The organism is Streptomyces sp. NBC_00448 (assembly GCF_036014115.1).
Classification (GTDB): Bacteria; Actinomycetota; Actinomycetes; order Streptomycetales; family Streptomycetaceae; genus Actinacidiphila.
Window position 1 is genome coordinate 655,483 of record NZ_CP107913.1, and the last position, 22,618, is coordinate 678,100.

18 protein-coding genes are annotated in these 22,618 nt (G+C 69.8%); 5 read left to right on the forward strand and 13 right to left on the reverse strand.

The window, feature by feature from the left end; all coding sequences use genetic code 11:
• Positions 1 to 79 precede the first annotated feature (79 nt).
• From OG370_RS02905 to dnaK, 9 genes are all read right to left on the reverse strand, one after another.
• Positions 80 to 529: a DUF1931 family protein gene (locus OG370_RS02905; RefSeq protein ID WP_328460233.1), complete on the reverse strand. Its 450-nt coding sequence runs from the start codon at positions 527 to 529 to the stop codon at positions 80 to 82.
• Between the two features lie 36 nt (positions 530 to 565).
• The gene (locus OG370_RS02910) at positions 566 to 2,242 is read right to left on the reverse strand and encodes an FAD-dependent oxidoreductase (protein ID WP_328460235.1); all 1,677 of its coding nucleotides are present in this window, start codon (positions 2,240 to 2,242) and stop codon (positions 566 to 568) included.
• A 93-nt stretch (positions 2,243 to 2,335) separates the two neighbouring features.
• Positions 2,336 to 2,599, reverse strand: coding sequence for a UBP-type zinc finger domain-containing protein (locus OG370_RS02915; RefSeq protein ID WP_328460237.1), 264 nt, complete (start codon positions 2,597 to 2,599; stop codon positions 2,336 to 2,338).
• Entirely contained in the window at positions 2,599 to 3,129 is a 531-nt protein-coding gene (trxA, locus tag OG370_RS02920) for a thioredoxin (RefSeq protein ID WP_328460239.1), read from the reverse strand. The genes OG370_RS02915 and trxA overlap by 1 nt, the downstream gene beginning before the upstream one ends.
• Positions 3,129 to 5,756 carry an ATP-dependent chaperone ClpB gene (clpB, locus tag OG370_RS02925; protein ID WP_328460241.1) on the reverse strand — a complete coding sequence of 876 codons (2,628 nt, stop codon included), beginning with the start codon at positions 5,754 to 5,756 and terminating at the stop codon, positions 3,129 to 3,131. Before clpB ends, trxA begins: the two co-directional genes overlap by 1 nt.
• On the reverse strand, positions 5,747 to 6,136 hold the full coding sequence (locus tag OG370_RS02930; RefSeq protein ID WP_328460243.1) for a chaperone modulator CbpM: 390 nt from the start codon (positions 6,134 to 6,136) through the stop codon (positions 5,747 to 5,749). Before OG370_RS02930 ends, clpB begins: the two co-directional genes overlap by 10 nt.
• On the reverse strand, positions 6,133 to 7,110 hold the full coding sequence (locus OG370_RS02935) for a J domain-containing protein (RefSeq protein WP_328460245.1): 978 nt from the start codon (positions 7,108 to 7,110) through the stop codon (positions 6,133 to 6,135). The genes OG370_RS02930 and OG370_RS02935 overlap by 4 nt, the downstream gene beginning before the upstream one ends.
• 7 nt (positions 7,111 to 7,117) lie before the next feature.
• Positions 7,118 to 7,696, reverse strand: a complete 579-nt coding sequence (locus tag OG370_RS02940) for a nucleotide exchange factor GrpE (RefSeq protein ID WP_328460247.1) — start codon at positions 7,694 to 7,696, stop codon at positions 7,118 to 7,120.
• A gap of 9 nt (positions 7,697 to 7,705) precedes the next feature.
• Positions 7,706 to 9,616, reverse strand: a complete 1,911-nt coding sequence (gene dnaK, locus OG370_RS02945; protein ID WP_328460249.1) for a molecular chaperone DnaK — start codon at positions 9,614 to 9,616, stop codon at positions 7,706 to 7,708.
• 339 nt (positions 9,617 to 9,955) lie between these two features.
• On the opposite strand from dnaK, the gene OG370_RS02950 reads away from it, so the two are divergent.
• From OG370_RS02950 to OG370_RS02960, 3 genes are all read left to right on the forward strand, one after another.
• Complete coding sequence (locus OG370_RS02950) at positions 9,956 to 11,731, forward strand: helix-turn-helix domain-containing protein (RefSeq protein ID WP_328460251.1); 1,776 nt, start codon at positions 9,956 to 9,958, stop codon at positions 11,729 to 11,731.
• A gap of 68 nt (positions 11,732 to 11,799) precedes the next feature.
• The gene (locus tag OG370_RS02955) at positions 11,800 to 12,966 is read left to right on the forward strand and encodes an acetate/propionate family kinase (RefSeq protein ID WP_328460253.1); all 1,167 of its coding nucleotides are present in this window, start codon (positions 11,800 to 11,802) and stop codon (positions 12,964 to 12,966) included.
• 28 nt (positions 12,967 to 12,994) lie between these two features.
• Entirely contained in the window at positions 12,995 to 14,503 is a 1,509-nt protein-coding gene (locus OG370_RS02960; protein WP_328460255.1) for an IS3 family transposase, read from the forward strand.
• Positions 14,504 to 14,558: 55 nt separating this feature from the next.
• Here OG370_RS02960 and OG370_RS02965 read toward each other — a convergent pair whose 3' ends face one another.
• Positions 14,559 to 14,993 carry a DUF2267 domain-containing protein gene (locus tag OG370_RS02965; RefSeq protein WP_328460257.1) on the reverse strand — a complete coding sequence of 145 codons (435 nt, stop codon included), beginning with the start codon at positions 14,991 to 14,993 and terminating at the stop codon, positions 14,559 to 14,561.
• Positions 14,994 to 15,211: 218 nt separating this feature from the next.
• Positions 15,212 to 15,853: a hypothetical protein gene (locus tag OG370_RS02970; RefSeq protein ID WP_328473741.1), complete on the reverse strand. Its 642-nt coding sequence runs from the start codon at positions 15,851 to 15,853 to the stop codon at positions 15,212 to 15,214.
• A gap of 524 nt (positions 15,854 to 16,377) precedes the next feature.
• On the opposite strand from OG370_RS02970, the gene OG370_RS02975 reads away from it, so the two are divergent.
• Positions 16,378 to 18,552 (forward strand): FUSC family protein, encoded by a 2,175-nt coding sequence (locus tag OG370_RS02975; protein WP_328460259.1) that lies wholly within the window; start codon positions 16,378 to 16,380, stop codon positions 18,550 to 18,552.
• A 120-nt stretch (positions 18,553 to 18,672) separates the two neighbouring features.
• Here the strand turns inward: OG370_RS02975 and OG370_RS02980 are convergent, their stop codons facing one another.
• Positions 18,673 to 20,532 carry an MFS transporter gene (locus tag OG370_RS02980; protein WP_328460261.1) on the reverse strand — a complete coding sequence of 620 codons (1,860 nt, stop codon included), beginning with the start codon at positions 20,530 to 20,532 and terminating at the stop codon, positions 18,673 to 18,675.
• Between the two features lie 94 nt (positions 20,533 to 20,626).
• On the opposite strand from OG370_RS02980, the gene OG370_RS02985 reads away from it, so the two are divergent.
• Positions 20,627 to 20,887, forward strand: a complete 261-nt coding sequence (locus OG370_RS02985) for a hypothetical protein (protein WP_328460263.1) — start codon at positions 20,627 to 20,629, stop codon at positions 20,885 to 20,887.
• A gap of 214 nt (positions 20,888 to 21,101) precedes the next feature.
• Here OG370_RS02985 and OG370_RS02990 read toward each other — a convergent pair whose 3' ends face one another.
• Positions 21,102 to 22,298: a PP2C family protein-serine/threonine phosphatase gene (locus OG370_RS02990; RefSeq protein ID WP_328460265.1), complete on the reverse strand. Its 1,197-nt coding sequence runs from the start codon at positions 22,296 to 22,298 to the stop codon at positions 21,102 to 21,104.
• Between the last annotated feature and the right edge of the window lie 320 nt (positions 22,299 to 22,618).

The window sequence follows — 22,618 nt, forward strand, 5'->3', positions numbered from 1 at the left end:
CGGAGAGCTCGGCAGCACGGCGACAGCCCGCAGCCTGATCGGCTCCGGCCGAACCGGCCGGGCCGCAGGACGTCTCCGCTCAGATCAGCAGGTCGAACAGTTCGAAGGCTTCGTCCCACTGGTCCGTGGAGGGGCGCCGGGTGTCGCGCGCGAGGGTTTTGAGAGCGCGCGCGAGAGCGACGCTGAGGCCGCCGGCCAGGTCGGGCAGCCGCTGCTGGGTGTCCTCGGCGGCATCCATGCCGAGGTCGGGGCGGGCGGCGAGCTGTTCGAGCAGGGGGCGCAGTTCGATGCCCTCCTCCAGCTTCCGGAAGGCGTGGATGCTCTCCTGCAGGCCTTTCGTGACCGGGAGGTCCTGAGGCTCGATGACGTCCCGGTCGTTGGCCTTGGCATCGGCCGTGCCGATGAGGAAGAGGTCGTAGAGCTTGGCGTCCACGAAGTCGTTGTAGCGTTTGAGGTCGTTCTTGTTGACGTCGATGCCGGCGGCTGCGCGGAAGAAGCGCTCGAACTTGGTGACTCCCATGACGGGCATCTCATTTCACCTTCTCGCGTGGTGGATACGCTGAGGTCAGCGGATGGCGGGTGTTCCCACCTCCCCGAGGTGCTCGTGCGCCAGGCGCACAGCCATGGCGCCCTCACCGACAGCGGAGGCCACCCGCTTGACCGAGCCGCTGCGGACGTCGCCGACGGCGAAGACTCCCGGCAAACCGGTCTCCAGGGCGAGCGGGGTGCGGGCGAGGCGATTCCAGAGGTCCGCTGCTACCTGGACCACGTCCTGCCCGGTCGGAATGAAGCCCCGCCGGTCCAGGGTGACGGCGTCGGCGAGCCAGGAGGTGGCGGGGCGCGCGCCGATGAAGACGAACAGGGCGCGGGCTGCCAGCACCTGCTGCTCGCGGGTGCGGTTGTCCTCGACGATGAGGGATTCGACCCGGTCCTCGCCGGTGACCTCCCGGACTTCGGTATGCAACTGGACATTGATCCGGGGGTGCCGCTCGATCCTGTCGATCAGGTAGCGGGACATGCTGTGTTCCAGGTCTCCACCGCGGACCAGAAGATGGACGGCGGGCGACTCGCGAGCCAGGAACAGGGCTGCTTGGCCGGCGGAGTTGCCGCCGCCTACGACGGCGACCGGGTCAAGGCGACAGTTCCGTGCTTCCCAGACGGTGGCGGCGTAGTGGACCCCGAGTCCTTCGAACCGCTCGACGCCGGGGGCGGTCAGCCGCCGGTAGCGGGCGCCGGTGGCCACCACGACGTTGGTGGCGGTGGCCGTGCCGCCATCGGCGAGCCGCACCACGTTGGTCCCGTCGCGCTGTTCGAGGCCGGTGGCCTCGGCGGGGACGTCGATCCGGGCGCCGAACCGCTTGGCCTGTACGACGGCGCGTTCGGCGAGCTCCATGCCGGAGATCCCGGCGGGGAAACCGAGGTAGTTCTCGATCCGGGAGGAGGTCCCGGCCTGGCCGCCGGTCGCCACGCCGTCCAGGACGACGGTGGAGAGTCCCTCGGAGGCGCCGTACACCGCGGCGGCAAGGCCCCCGGGTCCCGCGCCGACCACCACCAGGTCGCAGACGGCCTTCGCGGCGGTCTCGGTCCGCAGCCCGATGACCTGGGCGAGTTCGACGTTGGAGGGATTGCGCAGCACCCGGTAGTCGTTCCAGACGACGATCGGGGTCTCCTCGGGAGCGATCCCGAGACGCGTGAGCAGCGCCTCGGCCTCGGTGTCCTTCTCCAGATCGGCCCAGCGGTGCGGGAGGCGGTTGCGGGCGGCGAACTCCAGTAGCCGCCGGGTGTCGGGGGAAAAGGCGGAGCCGATGATGCGGAAGCCCGTGCCCGCGCCGGCCAGCATCCTGCGGCGCAGAAGGTAGGCCCGCAGGATGACGTCGCCGAGCGCGGGTTCGCGGCTGAGCAGGTCGCGCAGGGCGGCCGAACCCACAGCCAGTACCTCTCCGGGCCTGTTCACCACCGCGCTGACGAAGGCGGTCTGGCCCTCCAGTACGCCCAGTTCGCCGAGGAAGCTGCGCGGACCGTGCAACTGGACGACGTGCTCCTGGTCGTCGCGGCCTTCGACCACGGCCACCGTGCCGCTGAGGACGACGAAGAACTCGTCACCGCGTTCGCCGGCCCGGAAGAGCTGTTCCCCCTCGCGGACGTGCCGTTTCCGTCCGCAGGATCTCAGGATCGCGATCTGGTCGTCCGTCAGCCGCGGGTAGGCACCGTGGACGTCGGCCGTCGGGGTCAGGGTCGGCACGGTTCGCTCCCTTCGTCGGAAGCAGAGGCGGAGGCGATGAGCACAGTTTGAAGGTCAGCCAGAGCAGCGGCGCAGGAGGAGGCGCCGGCCCGCTCAGACCATCGCTTCGTGCACGAAGCACCACCGCCAGTCCTCGCCGGGTTCGAACGACTGCACGATCGGGTGCCCGTCGGTCGCCGCGTGAGCGCGGGCGTGCCGCATCGGCGAGGAGTCGCAGCAGCCGACGTGGCCACAGGTCAGGCAGAGGCGCAGGTGCAGCCACTGAGTCCCCATGCGCAGGCAGTCCTCGCAGCCCTGCGGTGTTCTGGGCGCAACGGGCCGGACCATGGAAAGGTGCGGGTCGGGAAAGTTGGTCATCACGGCCTCCGGGAGGCGGGATCGGCTGGTCCATGGGACATCGACAGCGACTCGTCCACCCACTGGCGCAGCGCGTTCGCGGGCGCGGCGCCGGTCTGGCGGGCGACTTGCCTGCCCCTGTCGAGGATCAGCAGGGTGGGTACGGCTTGGACCTCGAACTGCCGTGCCAAGGCCGGGGACTTGTCGATGTCGACCTTGACGAGTTTGATCCGGCCGGCCAGGTCCCTGGCGACCTGTTCGAGGGCCGGGCTCACCATGCGGCAGGGGCCGCACCAGGTGGCCCAGAGGTCCACCAGCACCGGCAGGCTCGCCTGCTCGGCGACCTCCCCGAAGTCGGCGTCGCCCGCTTCGGCGATCCACGGAAGCGGGGCCCGGCAGTTTCCGCAGCGCGGGCTGCCCTCCGCCGCGGCGGGTACGCGGTTGGTCCGGCCGCAGTTGGCGCAGGTGACCGTCCGCACCGAACTCTCGGCACCGCCGGTACTGCCGTCACGACCGCCGCGGTCGGCTCGGCCTTCTGGAGAAGTACTCATCACGGCTCCTGTGGCTCGTCGTCCTGCAGGGTGACGGTCAGTTCGCCGCCCGCGGCGTCGACCAGGACGGTCACGCCTTCGCGTGCCTCGCCGCTGAGCAACGCGCGGCCGATCCTGGTCTCGACCTCGTGCGAGATGAAGCGGCGCAGCGGCCTGGCTCCGTAGACCGGGTCGTAGCCCTCGGCGGCGATCAGGTGGCGGGCCGGCTCGGTGAGGACGAGCGTGATGCGCTGCTCGGAGAGGCGGTCGCGCAGCTCGTCGAGGAGCAGGTCGACGATGCGCTCGATCTGCGCGATGCCGAGCGGGTGGAAGAGGACGATGTCGTCGACGCGGTTGAGGAACTCGGGGCGGAAATGGCCGTTGAGTTCGGTCATCACCAGCGCCCGCGCCTCGGGCTTGATCTCGCCCGCCTGAGTGGCGTCCTGGAGCAGGTACTGCGACCCGAGGTTGGAGGTCATGATGATCACGGTGTTGCGGAAGTCGACGGTCCGGCCCTGGGCGTCGGTGATCCGGCCGTCGTCCAGCACCTGGAGGAGCGTGTTGAAGACGTCGGCGTGCGCCTTCTCGATCTCGTCGAACAGGATGACGGAGTAGGGCTTGCGGCGTACCGCCTCGGTGAGCTGGCCGCCCTCCTCGTAGCCCACGTATCCGGGGGGCGCGCCGACCAGTCGGCTGACGGTGTGGCGCTCCTGGTACTCGCTCATGTCGAGGCGGATCATGTTGCTCTCGCTGTCGAACAGCGCTGCGGCCAGCGTCTTGGCCAGCTCGGTCTTCCCGACGCCGGTCGGGCCGAGGAAGATGAACGAGCCGATCGGCCGGCGCGGGTCACGTACCCCGGAGCGGGCCCGTATCACCGCGTCGGCGACGAGCTGGACGGCCTCGTCCTGGCCCACGACCCGCTCGCGCAGGATCTCGTCCAGCTTGAGCAGCTTCTGCCGTTCGCCCTCCTGAAGGCGGGTGACGGGGATGCCGGTCCACGCGGAGACGATCTCGGCGATCTCCTCGGCGGTCACCACCTCGCGCAGCAGCCGGCTCTCGCCCTGCTTGTCGGCGAGGTGCTCCTCCTCGGACGCCAGGCGCCGCTCAAGTTCGGCGACCGTTCCATAGCGAAGTTGGGCGGCACGGTTGAGTTCGTAGGCGCGTTCGGCGTGCTCGGCCTCCTGCCGGGCGCGTTCCAGATCCTGGCGCAGTTCCTGGACCTTGCGGATGGCCTGGCGCTCGGCCTCCCACTGGGCATGCTTGGCGTCCGCCTCACCGCGCAGGTCCGCCAGTTCACGCCGCAGGTCCTCCAGGCGGGCGCGGCTGGCGGGGTCGGTCTCCTGGTCCAGCGCGGCCTCCTCGATCTCCAGGCGGGTTGCCCGGCGGGTGAGTTCGTCGAGTTCGGCGGGCATGGAGTCGATCTCGGTCCGCAGCCGTGCGCAGGCCTCGTCGACCAGGTCGATGGCCTTGTCCGGGAGGAAGCGGTCGCTGATGTAGCGGTGGCTGAGGGTGGCCGCGGCGACCAGGGCGTTGTCCTGGATCTTGACGCCGTGGAAGATCTCCAGTCGCTCCCGGATGCCGCGCAGGATGGAGATGGCGTCCTCGACGGTCGGCTCGTCCACCTGGACGGTCTGGAAGCGGCGCTCCAGGGCGGCGTCGGACTCGATGTGCTTGCGGTACTCGTCCAGCGTGGTGGCCCCGATCATGTGCAGCTCGCCGCGGGCCAGCATCGGCTTGAGCATGTTCCCCGCGTCCATCGCGCCCTCGGCGGCGCCGGCCCCGACGACGGTGTGCAGCTCGTCCACGAACAGCAATATCCGGCCCTCGGCGCCCTTCACCTCCGACAGAACGGCCTTGAGGCGCTCCTCGAACTCGCCGCGGTACTTCGCCCCGGCCACCAGCGACCCCATGTCGAGCGAGAACACCGTCTTGTCCCGCAGCCCTTCGGGCACGTCGCCGCGCACGATCCGCTGGGCCAGGCCCTCGACGATGGCGGTCTTGCCGACGCCGGGTTCGCCGATCAGGACTGGGTTGTTCTTGCTCTTGCGGCTGAGGATCTGGATCACCCGGCGGATCTCGGCGTCCCGGCCGATCACCGGGTCGAGGCGGCCGGTGCGGGCCTCGACGACGAGGTCGCGCCCGTACTTCTCCAGGGCCTCGTAGGCTTCCTCAGGATTGGCGGAGGTGACCCGCTGATTCCCGCGCACCGTGGTGAGGGCGGCGAGGAAGGAGTCCTTGGTGACGCCCTGTTCGCCGAGCCGCCGGCCGGCCGCGGTGGTCGAACCCTCGTCCACCAGTGCGAGCACCAGGTGCTCGGTGGAGACGTACTCGTCCTTGAGCCGCTTGGTCTCCTGCTCCGCGCTGTCCAGCAGCCGGGCCAACCGCTGGGTCACCATCACCTGCCCGGGGGCGGCACCCGGACCGGTCGTGCGCGGGCGCTTGGCGAGATCGGCCTCGACTGCGGCCCGCAGGGCGGCCGGATCGGCACCGGCGTCGGCCAGCAGACGGGTGGTCAGGCCATCCTGCTGATCGAGCAGGGCCAGCAGCAGGTGCTCCCCGTCGACCTCGGTCTGGCCCATCCGCACCGCGACGCTCTGCGCTTCCTGCAGCGCTTCCTGGGACTTCTGGGTGAGGCGGTTCATGTCCATGTCGTGGGCTCCTTGGCGGCTCGTTCGCTGTGCCGCAGTGCGGTTTCCAGGCGTTCGATGCGGTCGAGCAGGTCCAGGACCACGCCGATGGCCGCGTAGTTGAGGCACAGTCCGTCCCGCAGCCGCTGCACCCGGGCGATGGCCGACGGCGCGCTCGGCCGGAACCACAGCCGGCCCCGTGCGTCACGCTCGGCGTCCACCAGTCCGAGGGCGACGAAGCGGCTGACGAGTTCGGGCGGCAGTCCGCTCCTGCTGGTCACTGCGGCCATGGGGAGCTGGTAGGGGCTGGGCCTGGTCCGGTAGACGCGCACCAGCGGATAAGCAGCCCTGGTGCCGGGCTGTCCGGCTCCTTGGGCGGGCGAACGGTGTTCGGCTCTCATGTCTGCTTCCTCGGGTCGAAGGAGGAGACGGCGGCCAGTTCCTCGAACAACTCACGCTCGCGCGGGCTGGGCGAGGGCGGCACCATCACCTGGATTTCGGCGTAGAGGTGCCCGGGGGAACCCTTGGGGTGGGGCATCCCCTCGCCGCGCAGCCGCAGCCGGCGGCCGGTGGAGGTACCGGGCGGCACATGCACCTTGACCGTCCCGCCCGGAGCGGAGAGCGGCACCGTGGCCCCCAGCGCGGCCTCCCAGGCGGTGACCGGCAGATCGACATGGATGTCGCGCCCAACGAGCCGGTAGCGGGGATGGGGGGCGATGCGGACCACCAGATAGAGGTCCCCGGCAGAACCCGGACCGCGGCCCCGGCCGCCCTCTCCTGCGAGCCGGATGCGCTGCCCGTCGACGACGCCGGCCGGAATGGTGACGTCGTAGCTGCGCTCCCCGCCGGGGCCGCCGAGAGTGATCTTCCGCCGGCCGCCGCGGTACGCCTCCTCCACACTGAGCGTGAGTTCGGCCTCTTGATCCGCGCCGGGGATCGGGCTGCCCCGCCCGGCGCCCCCCGCCCGGCCGCCGAACATGCCTCCGAAGAGATCTTCGAAGTCCACGCCAGAGGCATCAAAACCGGTCTCCGTCCAGGTCCGGCCGCCTGCCCGGTCGGCGCCTCGGCTGCCGCCGAAGGGACTGCCGCGGTACGCGCCGGCTCCGCCGCCGAAGCCCTGGCCGGCCGCGACACGCTCGTCGTAGTCCTCCGGAACCTGCCGGAAGTCGGGGCCGAAGCGGTCGTAGCGGGACCGGGTGTCGGGGTCGGACAGCACGCTGTACGCCTCGTTGATCTGCTTGAAGCGCTCCTCCGCGGCCGGATCGCGGTTGACGTCCGGGTGGTAGCGGCGGGCCAGGGTACGGAACGCCTGCTGGATCTCGGCGCCGTCGGCGGTGCGGGGAACGCCCAGCACCTCGTAGTAGTCCTCTGCCATGGCGGCCTCACTCCTGCCTGCGGCTGACCGCTACCGCTGCCGGCCGCAGCTGGTGACCGGCTTCGCCGTAGCCGGGCCGCAGCACCTGGACGACGGTTCCCGCAGGTACGTCAGGTTCGTCCACCACGGACACCACCTCGTGCTGCTCGGGGTGGAAGGGGACGCCGGTCTCCTCGTAGCGGGGGTAGCCGAGGCTTCGCAGCACCTCGACGGCCTGGTCGCGTACCGCCCGGACTCCGCTGACGATCGCGCCAGGGTCGCCGTCGCCCGCGTGGGCGAGGGCCAGTTCGAGGTTGTCGACGACCGGCAGGAACGCCGCAGCCACCTTGGCCCGTTCGGCCTCCCGTTCCCGGGGAAGCTCGCGGGCGTAGCGCTTGCGGAGGTTGTCGAGATCGGCGAGGGCTCGCCGCCACCGGTCCTCCAGTTCCTCCACCTCGGGGCTGCGGCGGGCAGGTGCCGCCTCCTGCTCCCCGGCTTCGGGGACCCGCGGGGTCGTCTGCGGTGCGGGTGCCCGCTCGGCCGACGTCTGCTCGGACTCGGGCGGGGAGCGGTCCTCGGCGGGACGCGTCTGTTCCTGATCCGACATGTCGCCGCCTCAGCTCTTGTCGAAATCGGCGTCGATGACCTCGTCGTCGCCACTCGAGGAGCCGCGCTCGGGACCCTGGCCGGGAGCTGCGCCGGGCTGGGCTTCACCCCCGGCTCCACCCGGTCCAGCGGCGTGGGCGGCCAGCGCCGCGTGGATCTGCTGGAGTTCGGAGGTCAGGCTCCGGGACCGTTCCGCCGGCGCCTCCTCCTTGACGGCGGTGCGTGCCTCGTCGACGAGCAGTTGGGCGCGGGCGCGCTCGTGCTCCGGTGCGGCGTCGCCGAGGTCGTCCAGCCGGCGCTCCACCTGGTACGCGGCGGCGTCGAGCTCGTTGCGGGCGTCGATGGCCTCGCGCAGGGCCAGGTCGGAGCTGCGGTTGGTCTCGGCCTCGTTGATCATCCGCTCGACCTCGGACGGGTCGAGGTTGGAGCCCTCACTGATGGTGATCGACTGCTCGGCGCCGGTGTCCCGGTCCTTGGCGCTGACCCTGAGGATGCCGTTGGCGTCGATGTCGAAGGTGACCTCGATCTGGGTCTCCCCGCGCGGAGCCGGCCGCAGGTTCTCCAGCCGGAAACGGCCCAGCACCCTGTTGTCAGCTGCCAGTTCGCGCTCGCCCTGGAGCACCACGATGTCCACGGCCGGCTGGTTGTCCTCAGCCGTGGAGAAGGTCTCGGACCGGCGGGCAGGGACGGTGGTGTTCCGCTCGATGATCTTGGTCATCACGCCGCCGGCCGTCTCGACGCCCAGCGACAGCGGGGTGACGTCCAGCAGCAGGACGTCCTTGACCTCGCCCTTGAGCACGCCGGCCTGGATGGCGGCGCCCAGCGCCACCACCTCGTCCGGATTGACGCTCATGTTCGGGTCCTTGCCGCCGGTCATCCGGCGGACCAGGTTCTGCACGGCCGGGATGCGGGTCGAGCCGCCGACGAGAATGACCTCGTCGATGTCGTTGTCGGTGACCTTGGCGTCGCTCATCGCCGTCCTGACCGGTTCCAGGCAGCGCTCCACCAGGTCCGAGGTGATCTGCTCGAAGGTGGAGCGGCGGACCGTCTCGGTGAGGTGCTTCGGCCCGGAGGCGTCCGCCGTGATGAACGGGAGGCTCACCTGGGTCTGGCTGACCGAACTCAGCTCGGTCTTCGCCTTCTCGGCCGCCTCGAAGAGGCGCTGCAGAGCCTGCGGGTCCTTGCGCAGGTCGATGCCCTCGGCCTTCTGGAAGCCGTCCGCCAGGTGGTCCACCAGCCGGCGGTCGAAGTCGTCGCCGCCCAGGTGGGAGTCGCCCGCCGTGGCGCGGACCTCCACCACGCCGTCGCCGACGTCCAGCAGGCTGACGTCGAACGTGCCGCCGCCGAGGTCGAAGACCATGACCGTCTCATGGCCCTTCTTGTCCAGCCCGTAGGCCAGCGCCGCGGCTGTCGGCTCGTTGATGATCCGCAGGACTTCGAGGCCGGCGATCTTCCCGGCGTCCTTGGTGGCCTGGCGCTGGGCGTCGTTGAAGTACGCCGGTACGGTGATGACGGCCTCGGTCACCTTCTCGCCGAGCGACTTCCCGGCGTCGTCGGCGAGCTTGCGCAGCACCTGTGCGCTGATCTCCTCCGGCGCGTACTGCTTTCCGCTCACCTCGAAGCGGGCCACGCCGCCGGGCCCCTCGACCACGTCGAAGGAGACCGCCTTGGCCTCGTCGGAGATCTCGTCGTAGCGACGTCCGATGAACCGCTTCGCGGAGGTGATGGTGCCCTTGGGGTTGAGGATCGACTGCCGGCGCGCGAGCTGTCCGACCAACCGCTGGCCGTCATCGGAGAAGGCGACCACCGACGGGGTCGTCCTGGCCCCCTCCGCATTCGGGACGACAGAGGGCTCACCGCCCTCCCAGACCGCGATGACCGAGTTGGTGGTGCCGAGATCGATGCCTACTGCCTTCGCCATAAGAATCTCCTCCGTCGCGACGCGGACCGGTCGGCGGGCTGCCCGGCGCACGGAGCCGGGGCACACCGCACCACCTCGCAGCCTCGCGCGGTACGCGGCGCTCTTCCTCGCCCCGGCAGGACCAATCCGCGCTGACGTTCCGGCCCGCGAGGACGGGGACGCGACGCGGTTCGCAGGTGAGACCCCGTGTCGAGCGGCGTAGCGTGGCAGGTGGGAAGTCGCTGTCGAGCCGCGAATGGACCTGCGATGGACGCTGTTCCCTTTCCGACCGCCGGACCCCTCCACCCCATCCCGCAGCCGGGGGCCGCGCGACACGCACTGCTACGGCTGGTAACGGTCATGCTCGACGGCGAGGACGAGCGCGAGGTGCTGTGGGGGGCCATGGCGGCGATCGCCGCCACCGGCCCTTTCACCGCCGAAGCGGCCTACACCGTGCACGACGGTCTGGCGCGGCGCTGCCCACCGCGCCGGCTTGCTGCTCCCACCGTCGCCCGGCCGGGGGGTGCGGCGGCGCGGAAACCGGCGGTGGGCCCCGCCGGCGGGGTCCCGGCTGAAGCAGCCGTCGCCGACGTGGTTGCCGCCGACCGGCTCGACCGGCGGATCGACGCTCTGGACGGCCGCAGCCGGCACCTGCACGAGCCGGGCGGGCCGTGGGCACGAGCCATCGCTCTGCGATACCGGGATGACTGCCTCGGCTATCTCGTCGTTCGATCCCTGACCACGCCCTCGGCCGAGGAGACCGCTCTGACCGACCTGCTCGCACAGCAGACCGGGATCGCCCTCGCGCGCCTCACCGGGCACCGGGCAGATCCGGCCCGCGTCGAGTCGGAGGGTGTGCCGGGGATCGGGGACCTGCCAGACACCGAGAACCCACTGGGGACCGAGGGCGGCTCGCCCACCCCAGGACCCGACGCGACCGTCTCCGTCCTGGCCGCGCGGCTCGCCGTCCAGGAAGCGCTCTCCCGCGCCGCCGCCTCCGGCAGCGGCGAGACCGGAATCCTGCGGGAACTGCACGATCACACGGGATTCGCGGCCCTCACCGAGGACCGCTTCGGCAACCCGCGGGCCTGGGCGGGTCCCGGCAGGGGCGAACCCCGTCGAGAGGACACGAGTGGACCGCGCCCACGCTCGGGACACCGGGACCAGGACGCCCTGATCCGTGACGCGCGCCACCACCCCGGCGCCGTCCGCGACCGGGACCGGCTGATCGTCCCCATCGAGATGGCCGGAGATCTGCTCGGCGTGGCAGCACTCGTCGATCCGAACCAGCGGGCCACGGAAACGGACACCTCGGCGCTCGAACAGGCCGCCCTGGTGCTGGCCCCCCTGCTCTCCCACGAACGCGGACTGGTCGAGCTGAAGCCCCGCCTTGGCCACGACCTGGTCGAGCGGCTGATCGCGGGAGAGACGACCGACGACGACTTCGCCCAGGCAGCCGTCCTCGGCCACGACCTGCACCGGCCGTACAAGGTCGCGGTACTGGAGTGGCCCGGGACGGCCGAGAGGGCCGCGCTCAGCGATGCAGTGTCGCGGGCGGCCGGGCGGCTGCGCCTGGACGTGCTCGTCGGCTCCCGTGGCCCGACCACGGTCATCCTTGTGGCCGGCGAGGACCGGCGTGACCCGGAAGGCGAGTTGTACCGGGCCGTCGCAGACGAACTCGGCGCCGGAGCCGGCTCGATCGGGGTCGGCGGCCGCTGCGACTCGTTCACCGAACTGCCGCACTCCTACGACGAGGCCGTCCGTGCCCTCACCGTCCGCCGCCGTTCTCAGGACCCGCACGGAAGCACCAGCTTCGAGGACCTGGGCCTGTGCCGCATGATGGGCACCGGCGAAGGCGAACGGGAAGCCGACCGCTTCGTCCGCGAATGGCTGGGACAGCTGCTGGACTACGACACCCACCACCACACCGAGCTGGTGACGACGCTCTCGCGCTATCTGGAGAGCGGCGGCAGCTACGACACGACCTCGGAGACGCTGCTCATCCACCGCAGCACCGTCCGCTACCGCCTCCAGCGCATCCGCGAGATCACCGGGCACGACCTCACCGACGTCGAGACCCGCCTCAACCTGCACGTCGCCACCCGCATCCGCAACGTGCTCGACGCACCCCGCTGAACGGATACGCCCGCGCTCGTACATACGGGCCGCGGCACACGAACGGCCCGACTCGCGAGGAGGCAAAGATGGGTCCCAGCGCGTCTTCCGGAGAGGGTGTTCTGGTACTCGACGCCGGCTCCTCGAGTCTGCACATCACCCTGTTCGGCGCGGAAGGCACACGGATCGCCGGTCACGACGCCGAGAGGCCGCCAGGGCCCGAAACGACCGAGGAGTTGCGCGGCTTCCTGGCCACTGTGCCCACGCCATCGGCCGTAGGACATCGCCTCGTTCACGGTGGGCCGGGTCTGACGGAGCACACGCTGATCGACGGACCGGTGCGCGCGTTGCTGGAGGAGGCCGCGCCTCTGGCACCCCTGCACATGCCTCCCGCCCTCGCCGTGGTGGACGCTGCCGGTGAGCTACTGCCCGACATTCCCCACGTCGCCTGTTTCGATACCGCCTTCCACGCGGAACTGCCTGCCGCCGCCTACCAGTACGCGGTCCCCGAGCAGTGGCGCGTGCAGTACGGGTTGCGCCGCTACGGCTTTCACGGTCTCTCCTACACGTGGTCCCTGGCGCGCACTGCCGACGTGCTGGGCCGCCCCGCCGAAACCCTCCACCTCGTCATCGCCCACCTGGGCGGTGGCTGCTCGGCCTGCGCCGTGCGCAACGGCCGCAGCGTGGACACGACCATGGGGCTGACCCCGCTGGAGGGGCTGGTGATGAGCCGTCGTAGCGGCAGCGTCGATCCGGGAGCGCTGGTGTGGCTCCAACGTCGACACGGGCTGAGCGCAAAGGAGATCGAGGAGACACTCCATCGGCACTCGGGTCTTCTCGGCCTCTCGGGTACCTCAGGGGACACGCGCGACCTCGTGCGCGCGCGTGCGAAAGGAGACGCGTCCGCCCAGGGCGCTCTGGCCGCCTTCGTGCACAGCTGCTGCCGCGGCATCGCTGCCATGGCCGCCTCGTTGGACCGCCTCGACGCTCTGGTCTTCACCGGCGAAATCGGCGAGGACCAGCCCGAGGTACGCGAGGAGATCTGCGCGCGCCTATCCGTCCTGGGAGTACGCGGCGGGCTGTCCGTCCCCTCGGTCAAGGAGCTGCGCGAAGACGGAGCACGCAGGATCGACGCACCCGGCACGGACGTCCCGATTCTCGTCGTCGCCACCGGGGAGACCCAGCAGATCGCCGAGGAGACGCGCCGCCCTCTCTGGCAACGTAGGTCGAGTCAGGCATACTGGATGATTCATTGAGCCGAGGGTGGAGAAGGAGAAGTGCTTGGTGGCCAGTACCAACGACCACGGGACCTCGGATCCGCAGGTGACACCCCGCTCGGCGGGTCATCGCCGGTACTCGGCGGCGTACAAGGCAAAGATCTTGGCCGAGTATGAGGGGCTCGACAAGCAGGCCAAGGGTGCCTTGCTGCGGCGCGAGGGCCTGTACTCGTCACTGATCACAACCTGGCGCCAGCAGCGGGACAAGGGTGCAAAGGAGGCGTTGGCCGCGCCGGCGGGTCGGCCGAAGGCCGATCCGCGGGACAAGGAGATCGCCCGGCTCGATCGAGACCGAAAATGCCAAGCTGCAAGCCGAGTTGGGCAAGGCCCGCACCGTCATCGAGGTGCAGTCAAAACTCTCCGCGCTGCTCGACCAGTTCGCCACGGACAGCGCCACGACGAACAACGGCGAGAACACGTGACCCCGGTGGAAGCGGCGGCCGCTGAGGTGGCCGGCGACCTGGGCGGGTCGGCCTTCGAGGCGGCCCGCGCGGCTGCCCTGGACAAGCTGTCCCATCTGGTCGGCCGGGTGAAGGCGTGCGCCGCGCTCGGCATGAGCCGGGCGACCTGGTATCGCCACCACCGCACGTCCCCACCGCCGGTGAAGCCGACCCGGGAGCGTAAGCGCGATCCGCGGGCCCTGAGCGAGGCCGAGGAAGCGGAGGTGTTGGCGGTGTTGCGGTCGGGGGAGTTCGTCGACATGGCACCGGCCGAGATCTACGCGGTGTTGCTGGACCGGGGCACCTACCTGTGTGCGGAGGCGACGATGTACCGGATCCTGCGCCGGCACGGCGAGGTCCGTGAGCGTCGGCGCCAGGCCGTCCATCCGCCGCGCAAGAAGCCCGAGTTGATCGCGACCGCGCCGAACCGGGTGTGGTCGTGGGACATCACCAAGCTGAAGGGCCCGTATCCGGGCAGCTATTTCTGCCTCTACACGATCATTGATATCTACAGCCGCTACACCGTCGGCTGGATGATCGCCGCATCCGAGAACAAGGAGCTCGCCGAGCAGTTTCTGTCCTCCACTATCTCCAAGTACCCCGTTGAACGGGGGAAGTTGACGATCCACTCCGACCGGGGATCGCCGATGATCGCCCACAACGTCGCGCAGATGCTCAGCAATATGGGTGTCACCAAGTCTCACTCGAGACCGAAGACGTCGAATGACAACCCGTACTCGGAAAGTCAGTACAAAACCCTAAAATATCGGCACGATTTCCCTGACCGGTTCGGCTGCATCGAGGACGCCCGCACCTGGTGCACCGGCTTCTTCGACTGGTACAACCTCACCCACCGACACTCGGGGATAGCGATGCACGCTCCCTACGACGTGCACTTCGGTCTCGCCGACCAGCTCCGCGAGATGCGCGCCGACGTCCTCGCGAGCGCCTATCAACAACACCCCGAGCGGTTCGTCCGCAGACCACCCGAGCCCCCAAAACTTCCCGAGGCTGCCTGGATCAACAAACCGGCCGACCTCCGACACCACGATCAAACGATCCCGGCCCAGCAATAGATCGAACTACCTGCCTTGATCACGTTGACAGGTTCCGCCGCGCCCTCATCCGCCGTTAGGGCTGCGGCAGGATGGCCGCCAGCGAACCGGGAAAAACGGCCTTCACGTCAGCCCACTCCCCGCTGCTGACGTACTGCTGCAGCACCTTGAGGACAGTGCGTGCCAGCTGCTCGGTGTCGCCTTCGATCGCATAGGGGAAGTTCTCTCGGACGCGCGTGAAGAATTCTTCCTTGCTCATCTTCAACGGTGCTTCCGATGGCTTCCACCCGTCGTAGTAGACGCCCCGCAGCAACGTCGGCAGCTGCGCACCGAATTGGACGCACTCCTCGACCGTCATGCGGTCCCGAGCCGTGTGCAGCACCGCTCGCAGGGCGGCGTATGACTGCTTCCGGCGATCCTTGGGCCACCCGTAGGCGTGCTCGATCTCCTTGAGGACGTGATTCGCCTTGTCCACCATGACGTCGAACGAAGAGAAACCTGTATCCACCATCTTGTGATCCTTCCGCCGCCTTGGGTGGGTCGGGCCGGTGGGCCCGGTCTGGGGTGAGAAGACACCGAAACAGGCCTCGGCAACGTGGATCGCGGCCGCCGTGCTCCCCCGCGGCACCCCAGAACATTGGACCAACGGATGAGTCGTATGTCCGCCCCGGTGAGGCGAACGGGTGTATTCGTCTCGGGCGCGCCCCATCACCGTCGGCGAGCCATCCGTCAGTGGAGAATGCTCACCGCGCGGGCGATAACGAGGAGTGACGTCAGCAGGGCGGCGATGGCCTGCACGCCCATCATGACCTTGGCGCGAGTGGACAGCGGCATGGTGTCCGTAGGGCTGAAGGCGGTCGAGTTCGTCACGGAGACGTACAGGTAATCGATCAGGGTGGGCATCCAGTCCGATGTGGCGCTGGCACCGTCCGCGACTTCCTGAACCGCGTCGTCGTCCTCGTCCTGGGGGAACCGGAAGTCCGCCAACGGCAGGTCGGCGCGCCGGGCCTGGGTGCGGGTGACGGGGCCGCCCCGGTCCAGTTCCCAGTACGCCAGGCCGAAGACGATGATGTTGGTGAGCCAGACCTGCAACGCGGCCACCAACAAGGAACGCCCGTCCTTCACTCCGGCGTAGACCAGCTCGTGGATCAAGATGCCGAGGGCGACCAGATTGCTGGCGGCGATGACCAGCACGAGCGCCAGCGACAGGACCCGGAACACCTTGCTCTGCCGTGTCAACCGTTTGGGGTTGACCGCGATGAGCGGTACAAGCAGCAACAGTTCCAGAGCCGGCAGTACATAGCGCGGTGCGATCAGCAGTCGTTGCGGCAGGCCCACGTAGAGCGCGATCGCGGAAACGGTCGCGATCACGCCGGGCAACCGGGCCTCTCCACGGCGCTCGTGTCGGGGACGCCTGGTCCGGGCATAAGCGAGCCTGTGCGTCATCGCCTGCGTCCCTTTCGTCGGCCGTTGCCCGCTGTAGTCCGACTTCCCTGAAGTTTTATCACCGGCGACTCGAACTCCGACGGAACCGGCGGGCTCGTCCCCCCGAATCGACAGGAAGCCCGGCTGGCTACCCCCGGTCACACACTGGCCGTCCGGCCGCACACTGTCCCTGCGGCATGGGGCACCGCACCCGCCCGCCCTCGCCCGCCGGCTCGCGGCTCTCGGCCTCGATTCCGTGTACCGCCCTCACCTGCTTCGCGACCTTCGGCGGGCATTCCGGATCGGCCATGCGGACGACATCGAGCCGCGGCCACTCAGGCTGAACAGGCAGCGCCGAGGCGGTGGCCAACGACTCGCCCGGGGGCTCGCGTCCGCCGAACGCGACGCCGCGAGGAGGCGGCGGCGCGGCCGATGCGACCCCGCAGGACATTCCGGTTAGGCTCACACCCGTGACGTGGCTGCGGGCCTTCGGGGAGGTCGTGCGATCCGCGCTCACGATCGAGGAGACACGGCTGGAGCCCCTGCTGGCACTGCGCGCGGCAGCTGGTGTGGCGATCGTCATCGGGTCGACGCTGTGGCTGGCCTCCCCTGCGTATGCCGCGTCCGCCGCCCTGGGTGCCTACTCCGCGGGTGGCGCCACCTTCCAGCGCACCTGCCGTCCACGCAAGGTGATCGCACTCGGCGCGGGCGCGGGTCTGGCGCTCAGCACCTTCGTGGGCTACCTGGCGGCGGGACGACTTGTGACGTTCCTGCCGCTGCTGGCCGTATGGGCCTTTGTCGCGGGCATGGCGTGGGCCGTCGGTTCGACCGCTGGGATCGTCGCGGCGACGACCGTCGGCAGCATGCTGGTGACCATCACCTTGCCCACGAGTGTCTGGCGAGCCCTGGAGCACGCCGGAGTCATCGCGCTCGGAGGCGTGGCGCAGGCCGTGCTGATCTTGCTGTTCCCGATCCGCCGTTGGGGGGCGCATCGTGACGCGCTCGCCGACGCCCTGGCCGCCGTGGCGGACTACGCACGCCGACTACGGCACGACCCGACCGCTCCGTTCCGCCCTGAGCCGTTGATGTCGGCCCGGGACGCGGCCGCCATGACGCCATCACAGGCCCGCACCCGTCCCGCCGTCCTCCACGGCCCCCGGGGACTCGCCGAGCGCATTCGGCCGGTCGTCGCCGCGCTCGCCGACCCGGACGTCGGAGCCCCGGCGGAGGGGCCCGGGCGGGACCGCGCTCGGGAGTTGCTCGACGCGGCCGCCGACGTGCTGGATACGGCCGCCCGTTCGATCCGCCGCGGTACTCCCGCCGAGGTCCCGGCCGAGAGCGCGGACGTCCTGCGCGTCGACAAGGACCACGAGGTGCTGGAGGGGCCGGCGCGGGAGGCCGCCGAGCAGCTCGTGGAACTGCTCGGCGAGGCGATGAAGATCGCCCGGACCGGCGACGAGCGCGGGAGGACGCCCACGCCGCCCGGCCCCGCGGACGCCCGGTCCCTGGTGCGCCCGACGATGTTCCGGCTGGCCCCGGTCATCATCCGGGCGGTCCGCCGTGAACTCCGGCGGGACTCGCCCGTGTTACGGCACGCCATCCGCTTGGCGGTGGTGGCCCCACTCGGCTACCTGCTCGCCACCCGGCTACCCCTGGGCCACGCCTACTGGGCGCCGATCGCCTCGGTGATGGTGATGCGACCGGACTTTCACCGGACGTACGCGCGCGCGGTGGCCCGTCTCGCCGGAACCCTGGCGGGCGTCGCGCTCGCCACCGGGATGGTGCAGGCCCTGGGCCCGAGCACCCATGTGTACGGCGTGTTGGCGGTGGTCTCGGCGGGCCTGTCCTACACGCTGATCCGTACCGGCTACGCCTACTCCCAGTGTTTCACCGCCGCGTACGCCGTCTTCCTGCTCGGCATGGGAGGTCAGGCATGGGAGCAGGCCGTCCCGGAGCGAGTGGTGCTCACCCTGCTCGGCGGGGCCCTGGCCATGCTGGCGTACGTGCTGTTCCCCGCATGGGAGACACCCCGGCTGCCGAGCCGGCTTGCGGACTGGCTTGCCGCCAACGGACGCTATGCGGCCGCGGTGCTCCGCAACCACGCTGAACCGACTCGGGAACATCACGCCGACATGCGTAGGGCACTGCTGGCGAGCAGGGAGGCAGGTGCCGCCTGGCAGGAGTCGTACGACAGGGCAAGGCAGGAACCGGTCCGCCCCCGCGGTCTGACGTCGCGCGAGGCGGAGGAGGCGCAGGAAGCGCTCAAGGGGTTCGGCCGGGCGGCGATGCTCATGGAGGGCCAACCTCCTCCGGCCGACAGCCGTTTCGTCCCCGAGTCGAAGCGGTTCGCCGAGGCCCTGGAGGCGGACACCGCGCAGGCGGCAGTCAACGTGCGCGAGCACAGGAATCCGGAGTGGCGGCGCGTGAAGGAGGTGCTCCACGCATGGGATGGCGCTGCTGGGGGTCGACGCCCGGTGGTGCGGCGTGGGGCGGAACTGCAGAAGCGGGCCTTGGACGACCTTGCAACGGCCGTGAGCCGTACACCCCTGGAACGGGACGTCGACTCAGCTCGGGAGGAGCAGCGGTTGCGGGCGGCCGGGGAGGCGGAAGGTGACGGGTCGGGGCTCGCACACCGAGGTGGGTGACCGGTGTGGCTGCGTCAGCTCCTTCCGCTGAACGCCAACTTCCGCACCGGCACGGTCCTCCACCAGCGCGAAGGCGAAGGTGGAGGACCCCCGGAGGTGAGCGGGGGGCGTCTGACCTGGTCAGTGGTCGTTCCCGCGCTCCGGTGGGGAGTACGCGTGGGCGGATGTCCGCCGCGCCCGGGACTCGAAGACCGCTTCCCCGAGGGCCTTGCGGAAACGGCCGGGGCCCCAGCCCTTCCCGTTCACCAGCTTTTCGAGGGCGGCCCGGTCCATCGTCCCGTTGTCGTGGAGCGCGTCCGATACCTCTTCGATCTCACTGTCCTCGGCCTCGTCCGCCATCGCGGCCGTGCGGCTGTTCTGCCCGCCGGTGCCGGCCAGTCCCGGAGAGTAGAAGGAACTCCCGACGCCGGGCGCGTAGCGGCGGCCACCGCTGCGCTCCCGCTGGCTCTGACGCACCTTGCGCTCCGCGATCCGGGCGCCGCGCGCGCCGAGATCCGGCTGCGGGGCGGGTTCGCGTCCTTCGGATTCGGCCTCGGCCTCTTCCGCGGTGAGCGGGCGGGCGATGTTCTCCAGCGACTGCTGCTCCGCGCGTACGCCGAAGAACATCTCCGCCACACCGCCCAGCAGCATGACGCCCGCGCCGATCAGGAAGCCGACAGCGACGAGGTTCCTGCTTCCGCTGTTGATGAACTGGCCGAAAAGCAGCGGACCGGTGATACCGCCGACGGCCGTTCCCACCGCGAAGAACAGGGCGATGCACAGCGCCCGGCTTTCCATCGGGAAGACCTCGCTGACCGTCAGATACGCGGAGCTGGCTCCCGCCGAGGCGATGAAGAAGGTCACCAGGACCAGGGCGAAGAAGGACCAGTCGGTCAGGTTGTTGTTCATCAGCAGCGCCGCCAGGATGGCGGTGACGATCGCCGACCCGAAGTAGGTCGCCATGATCATGGGCTTCCGCCCGACCGTGTCGAAGAGCCGGCCGAGCAGCAACGGCCCGAGGAAGTTGCTGACCGCGAAGATCACCATGAAGTAGGGCACCTGGCCGGAAGCCACGCCGAAGAAGCCGCTGAGGAGCGTGCCGAGGTTGAAGGTCACCGCGTTGTACAGGAATGCCTGGCCCACGAAGAGGGCCAGGCCCAGCAGTGCCCGCCGCGGGTAGCGCTGCGCGGCCCCCCGGGCGATCTCCCGGAACGGGATCACGCGCCGCTGCCGCACGGCGATGGACCCCTGCGGCCGCGGCAACTCCCGCTGCGTCTCGGCCCGCACCTCGTTCTCGATCCGGTCCACGATCCGCTCGGCTTCCTGTTCCCGGCCGTGGATGAAGAGCCATCGGGGGCTCTCGGGGACATGGCGGCGGACGATCATGATGCCCAGTCCGAGGATTCCCCCGATCCCGAAAGCGATCCGCCAGCCGATGTGCAGACTGACCCATGAGGTGTTGAGCAGGATGAGTGACCCCAGGCTCCCCAGCGCGGCCCCCACCCAGTAGCTGCCGTTGATGGTCAGGTCGATCTGGCCCCGGTTCCGCGCGGGGATGAGTTCGTCGATGGCCGAGTTGATCGCCGCGTATTCGCCGCCGATACCGGCGCCGGTGAAGAACCGGATCAGGAAGAAATACCAGGGCGCGAAAGCGAAGGCGGTGGCGAGTGTGGCCACGACGTAGAGCCCCAGGGTGACGATGAACAGCTTCTTGCGGCCGAACCGGTCGGTGAGCTGTCCGAAGAACAATGCGCCCACGCACGCACCGGCGACGTAGATACCGGCCGCGGTACCGATGTCGCCGGAGGACATATGGATCCCGCTGCCCTTTTGGGTCATACGGGAGGCCACCGATCCGACGATGGTCACCTCCAGGCCGTCGAGAATCCAGACGGTGCCCAGGCCGATGACGATCCGCCAATGGAAGCGCGACCATGGCAGCCGGTCCAGGCGGGCCGGGATGTCCGTGCGAATGGTGCGCAACGTGCCGGACTCGCTCATAGGTGCCTCAGCTCTCTTTTCGGAATAGTCCATTCGGGCGATCCGGCAGGCATCCAGGAGCCCGGCACGCGCAATTCCGCGTATGGTCGGCAGAATGCTGCGCTGCCGCCTGCTCGGTCACCTTTACCGCTTCTCCCACGAGGGCTGCACCCTGCGCTGGAGTTGCCTGCGGGAGTGCGGTGCGTGCGGGGACAAGCGCTATCCGACCGCCGAGGAGGCGGAGCGGTATGCCCGGGCTTTCGACCGTCGGGACATCGATTCCCTCGGTCGACACGCTCCGCTGTTCGGACTTTACCCGCTGCGACTGTGGCGGGCCTGGCGCGACCGGCGACGCGCCCGCCCGGCGGCCGGCTAACCGTCACACCCGCCCAGGTCGCTGAACGCTCGCATCCCATGCCAGCGGACTTGGGCACCCTGCTGACCGCGCTGCAGCCGTCCCGACAGCTCGGCATTCTCAGGCGTCGAGCGTGGGATTCGCGGGGAGAGAGTTGCAGGAATCAACTCGCCATCAACCGCCCGGCGTTTCGGCGGCAGCCCGCCGAGCTTCCGGGCGCCATGGCTGCGTCGGCTCACTGGCCTGGCGGCCGCCATTCGATCATCAGAATAGTGGCGTCGTCGCTGAGTTCGTTGTGCTGATGAGCGAGGATTGCATGGATGAGCAGGCGGAGCACCTCTGGGGCGTTCTGCCCGGCGGCGGTCGACCGGATGACGTAGTCGGTGAACCGCTCCAGGCCGAATTGCTCCCCGCGCTCGTCGCGCGACTCCACGACGCCGTCGGTGTAGAGCAGTATCCGGTCACCGGGTTCGAGGCCGGCTTCGTGCACCTGGCGGGAACCGCCGGCCAGGCTGGCGGGCAGCCCCAGCGGAGGCTCGGAATCGCGCTCCAGAGCTTCATCGAGCAGGCGCTGGCCGCGGATGAGCAACGGCGGCGGGTGACCGCAGTTGGACCAGTGCAGTACGCCGGTCGGCATGTGCAACTGCGTGAAGATGCCGGTGCAGAACTGGTCCGGGAGCCACTTCGTCAGTGCCTGGTCGACCACGTCGACGAGTTCGGCCAGATCCGCCCCCGTGCGACGCGCAGTGCGGCAGCCCGCCATGGCCACGGAGGTGGCAAGCCCGGACGACAGGTCGTGGCCCATGGCATCAAGGATCGTGGCGTGCAGACAGCCCTCGGTGAACGAATGGTCGAAGGCGTCGCCGCCCAGCCCGTACGCAGGTTCCAGGACGGCGGTCGACACCACCTGGCCGGTGCCGATCGAGCGCGGGGGGAGAAAGGCCCTCAGCATCTCCGTGTGCAGTTGCATCGGCCGGGTCCGCATGCGCCGCGCGAAGGTGTCGCTGTATGTGCGCTTGGAGTTGATGATCATGGACAGGAGCGATGCCATCGCCCGGCAACGCCAGAGTGTGAGCCTGTCCAGTGTCTCCATGCGGAGTTCCAGGACTCCCAGTCGCTCCGCTCCGTCGACCAGCGGCAGCCATATGGTCAGCTCTGCGGGTGTACCCTCCTCCACCCGCAGGGAGTTGGTCCGATAGGCCCATCCGGCGAGGGAAGCGTCGATCTCCAGGTCCGGCTCGCCCTCGACCAGCGGTAGCAGCAGTCGTTGCTGGAGATCGGCCAGGTAGACGACCGCACGGCCCATACCCATGGCCTCGGCATACCGCTCCAGGACCGTCGGCAGTTCCGCGGGCGACGCCTGCTGGGCGGTCCTGATCAGCTCCGCCAGCAGCCGTTCCCCAGCGGCGGCCGAAACGCTCGCGCCTGCCATCCGATCACCCCTGCCGTGCCGAGTCACCACCGTCACAACGCCGTACCTTGAGGTAGTCGCCCTGCTGCCCGATCACCTGGGCGGGGCGGCAGAGCCTGGCGGCGGACGCGGGCCGCGTCGGGGCGCGGCAAACGCGGGCGCACGGCCCGCGCCATGATGCCGTCCGGTCCTCCACCAGTCTGCTCCAGCCGGCGCCCGATCGCGCCCCGGGCATAGGCAGGTACCGCACGTACAGCGTCACCGCCTACGTGCCGCCTGCGCCGACCTCACGTAAGAGGGTCAATTGCGACACTATGTGCCATATGACTCTCATGTAGGGC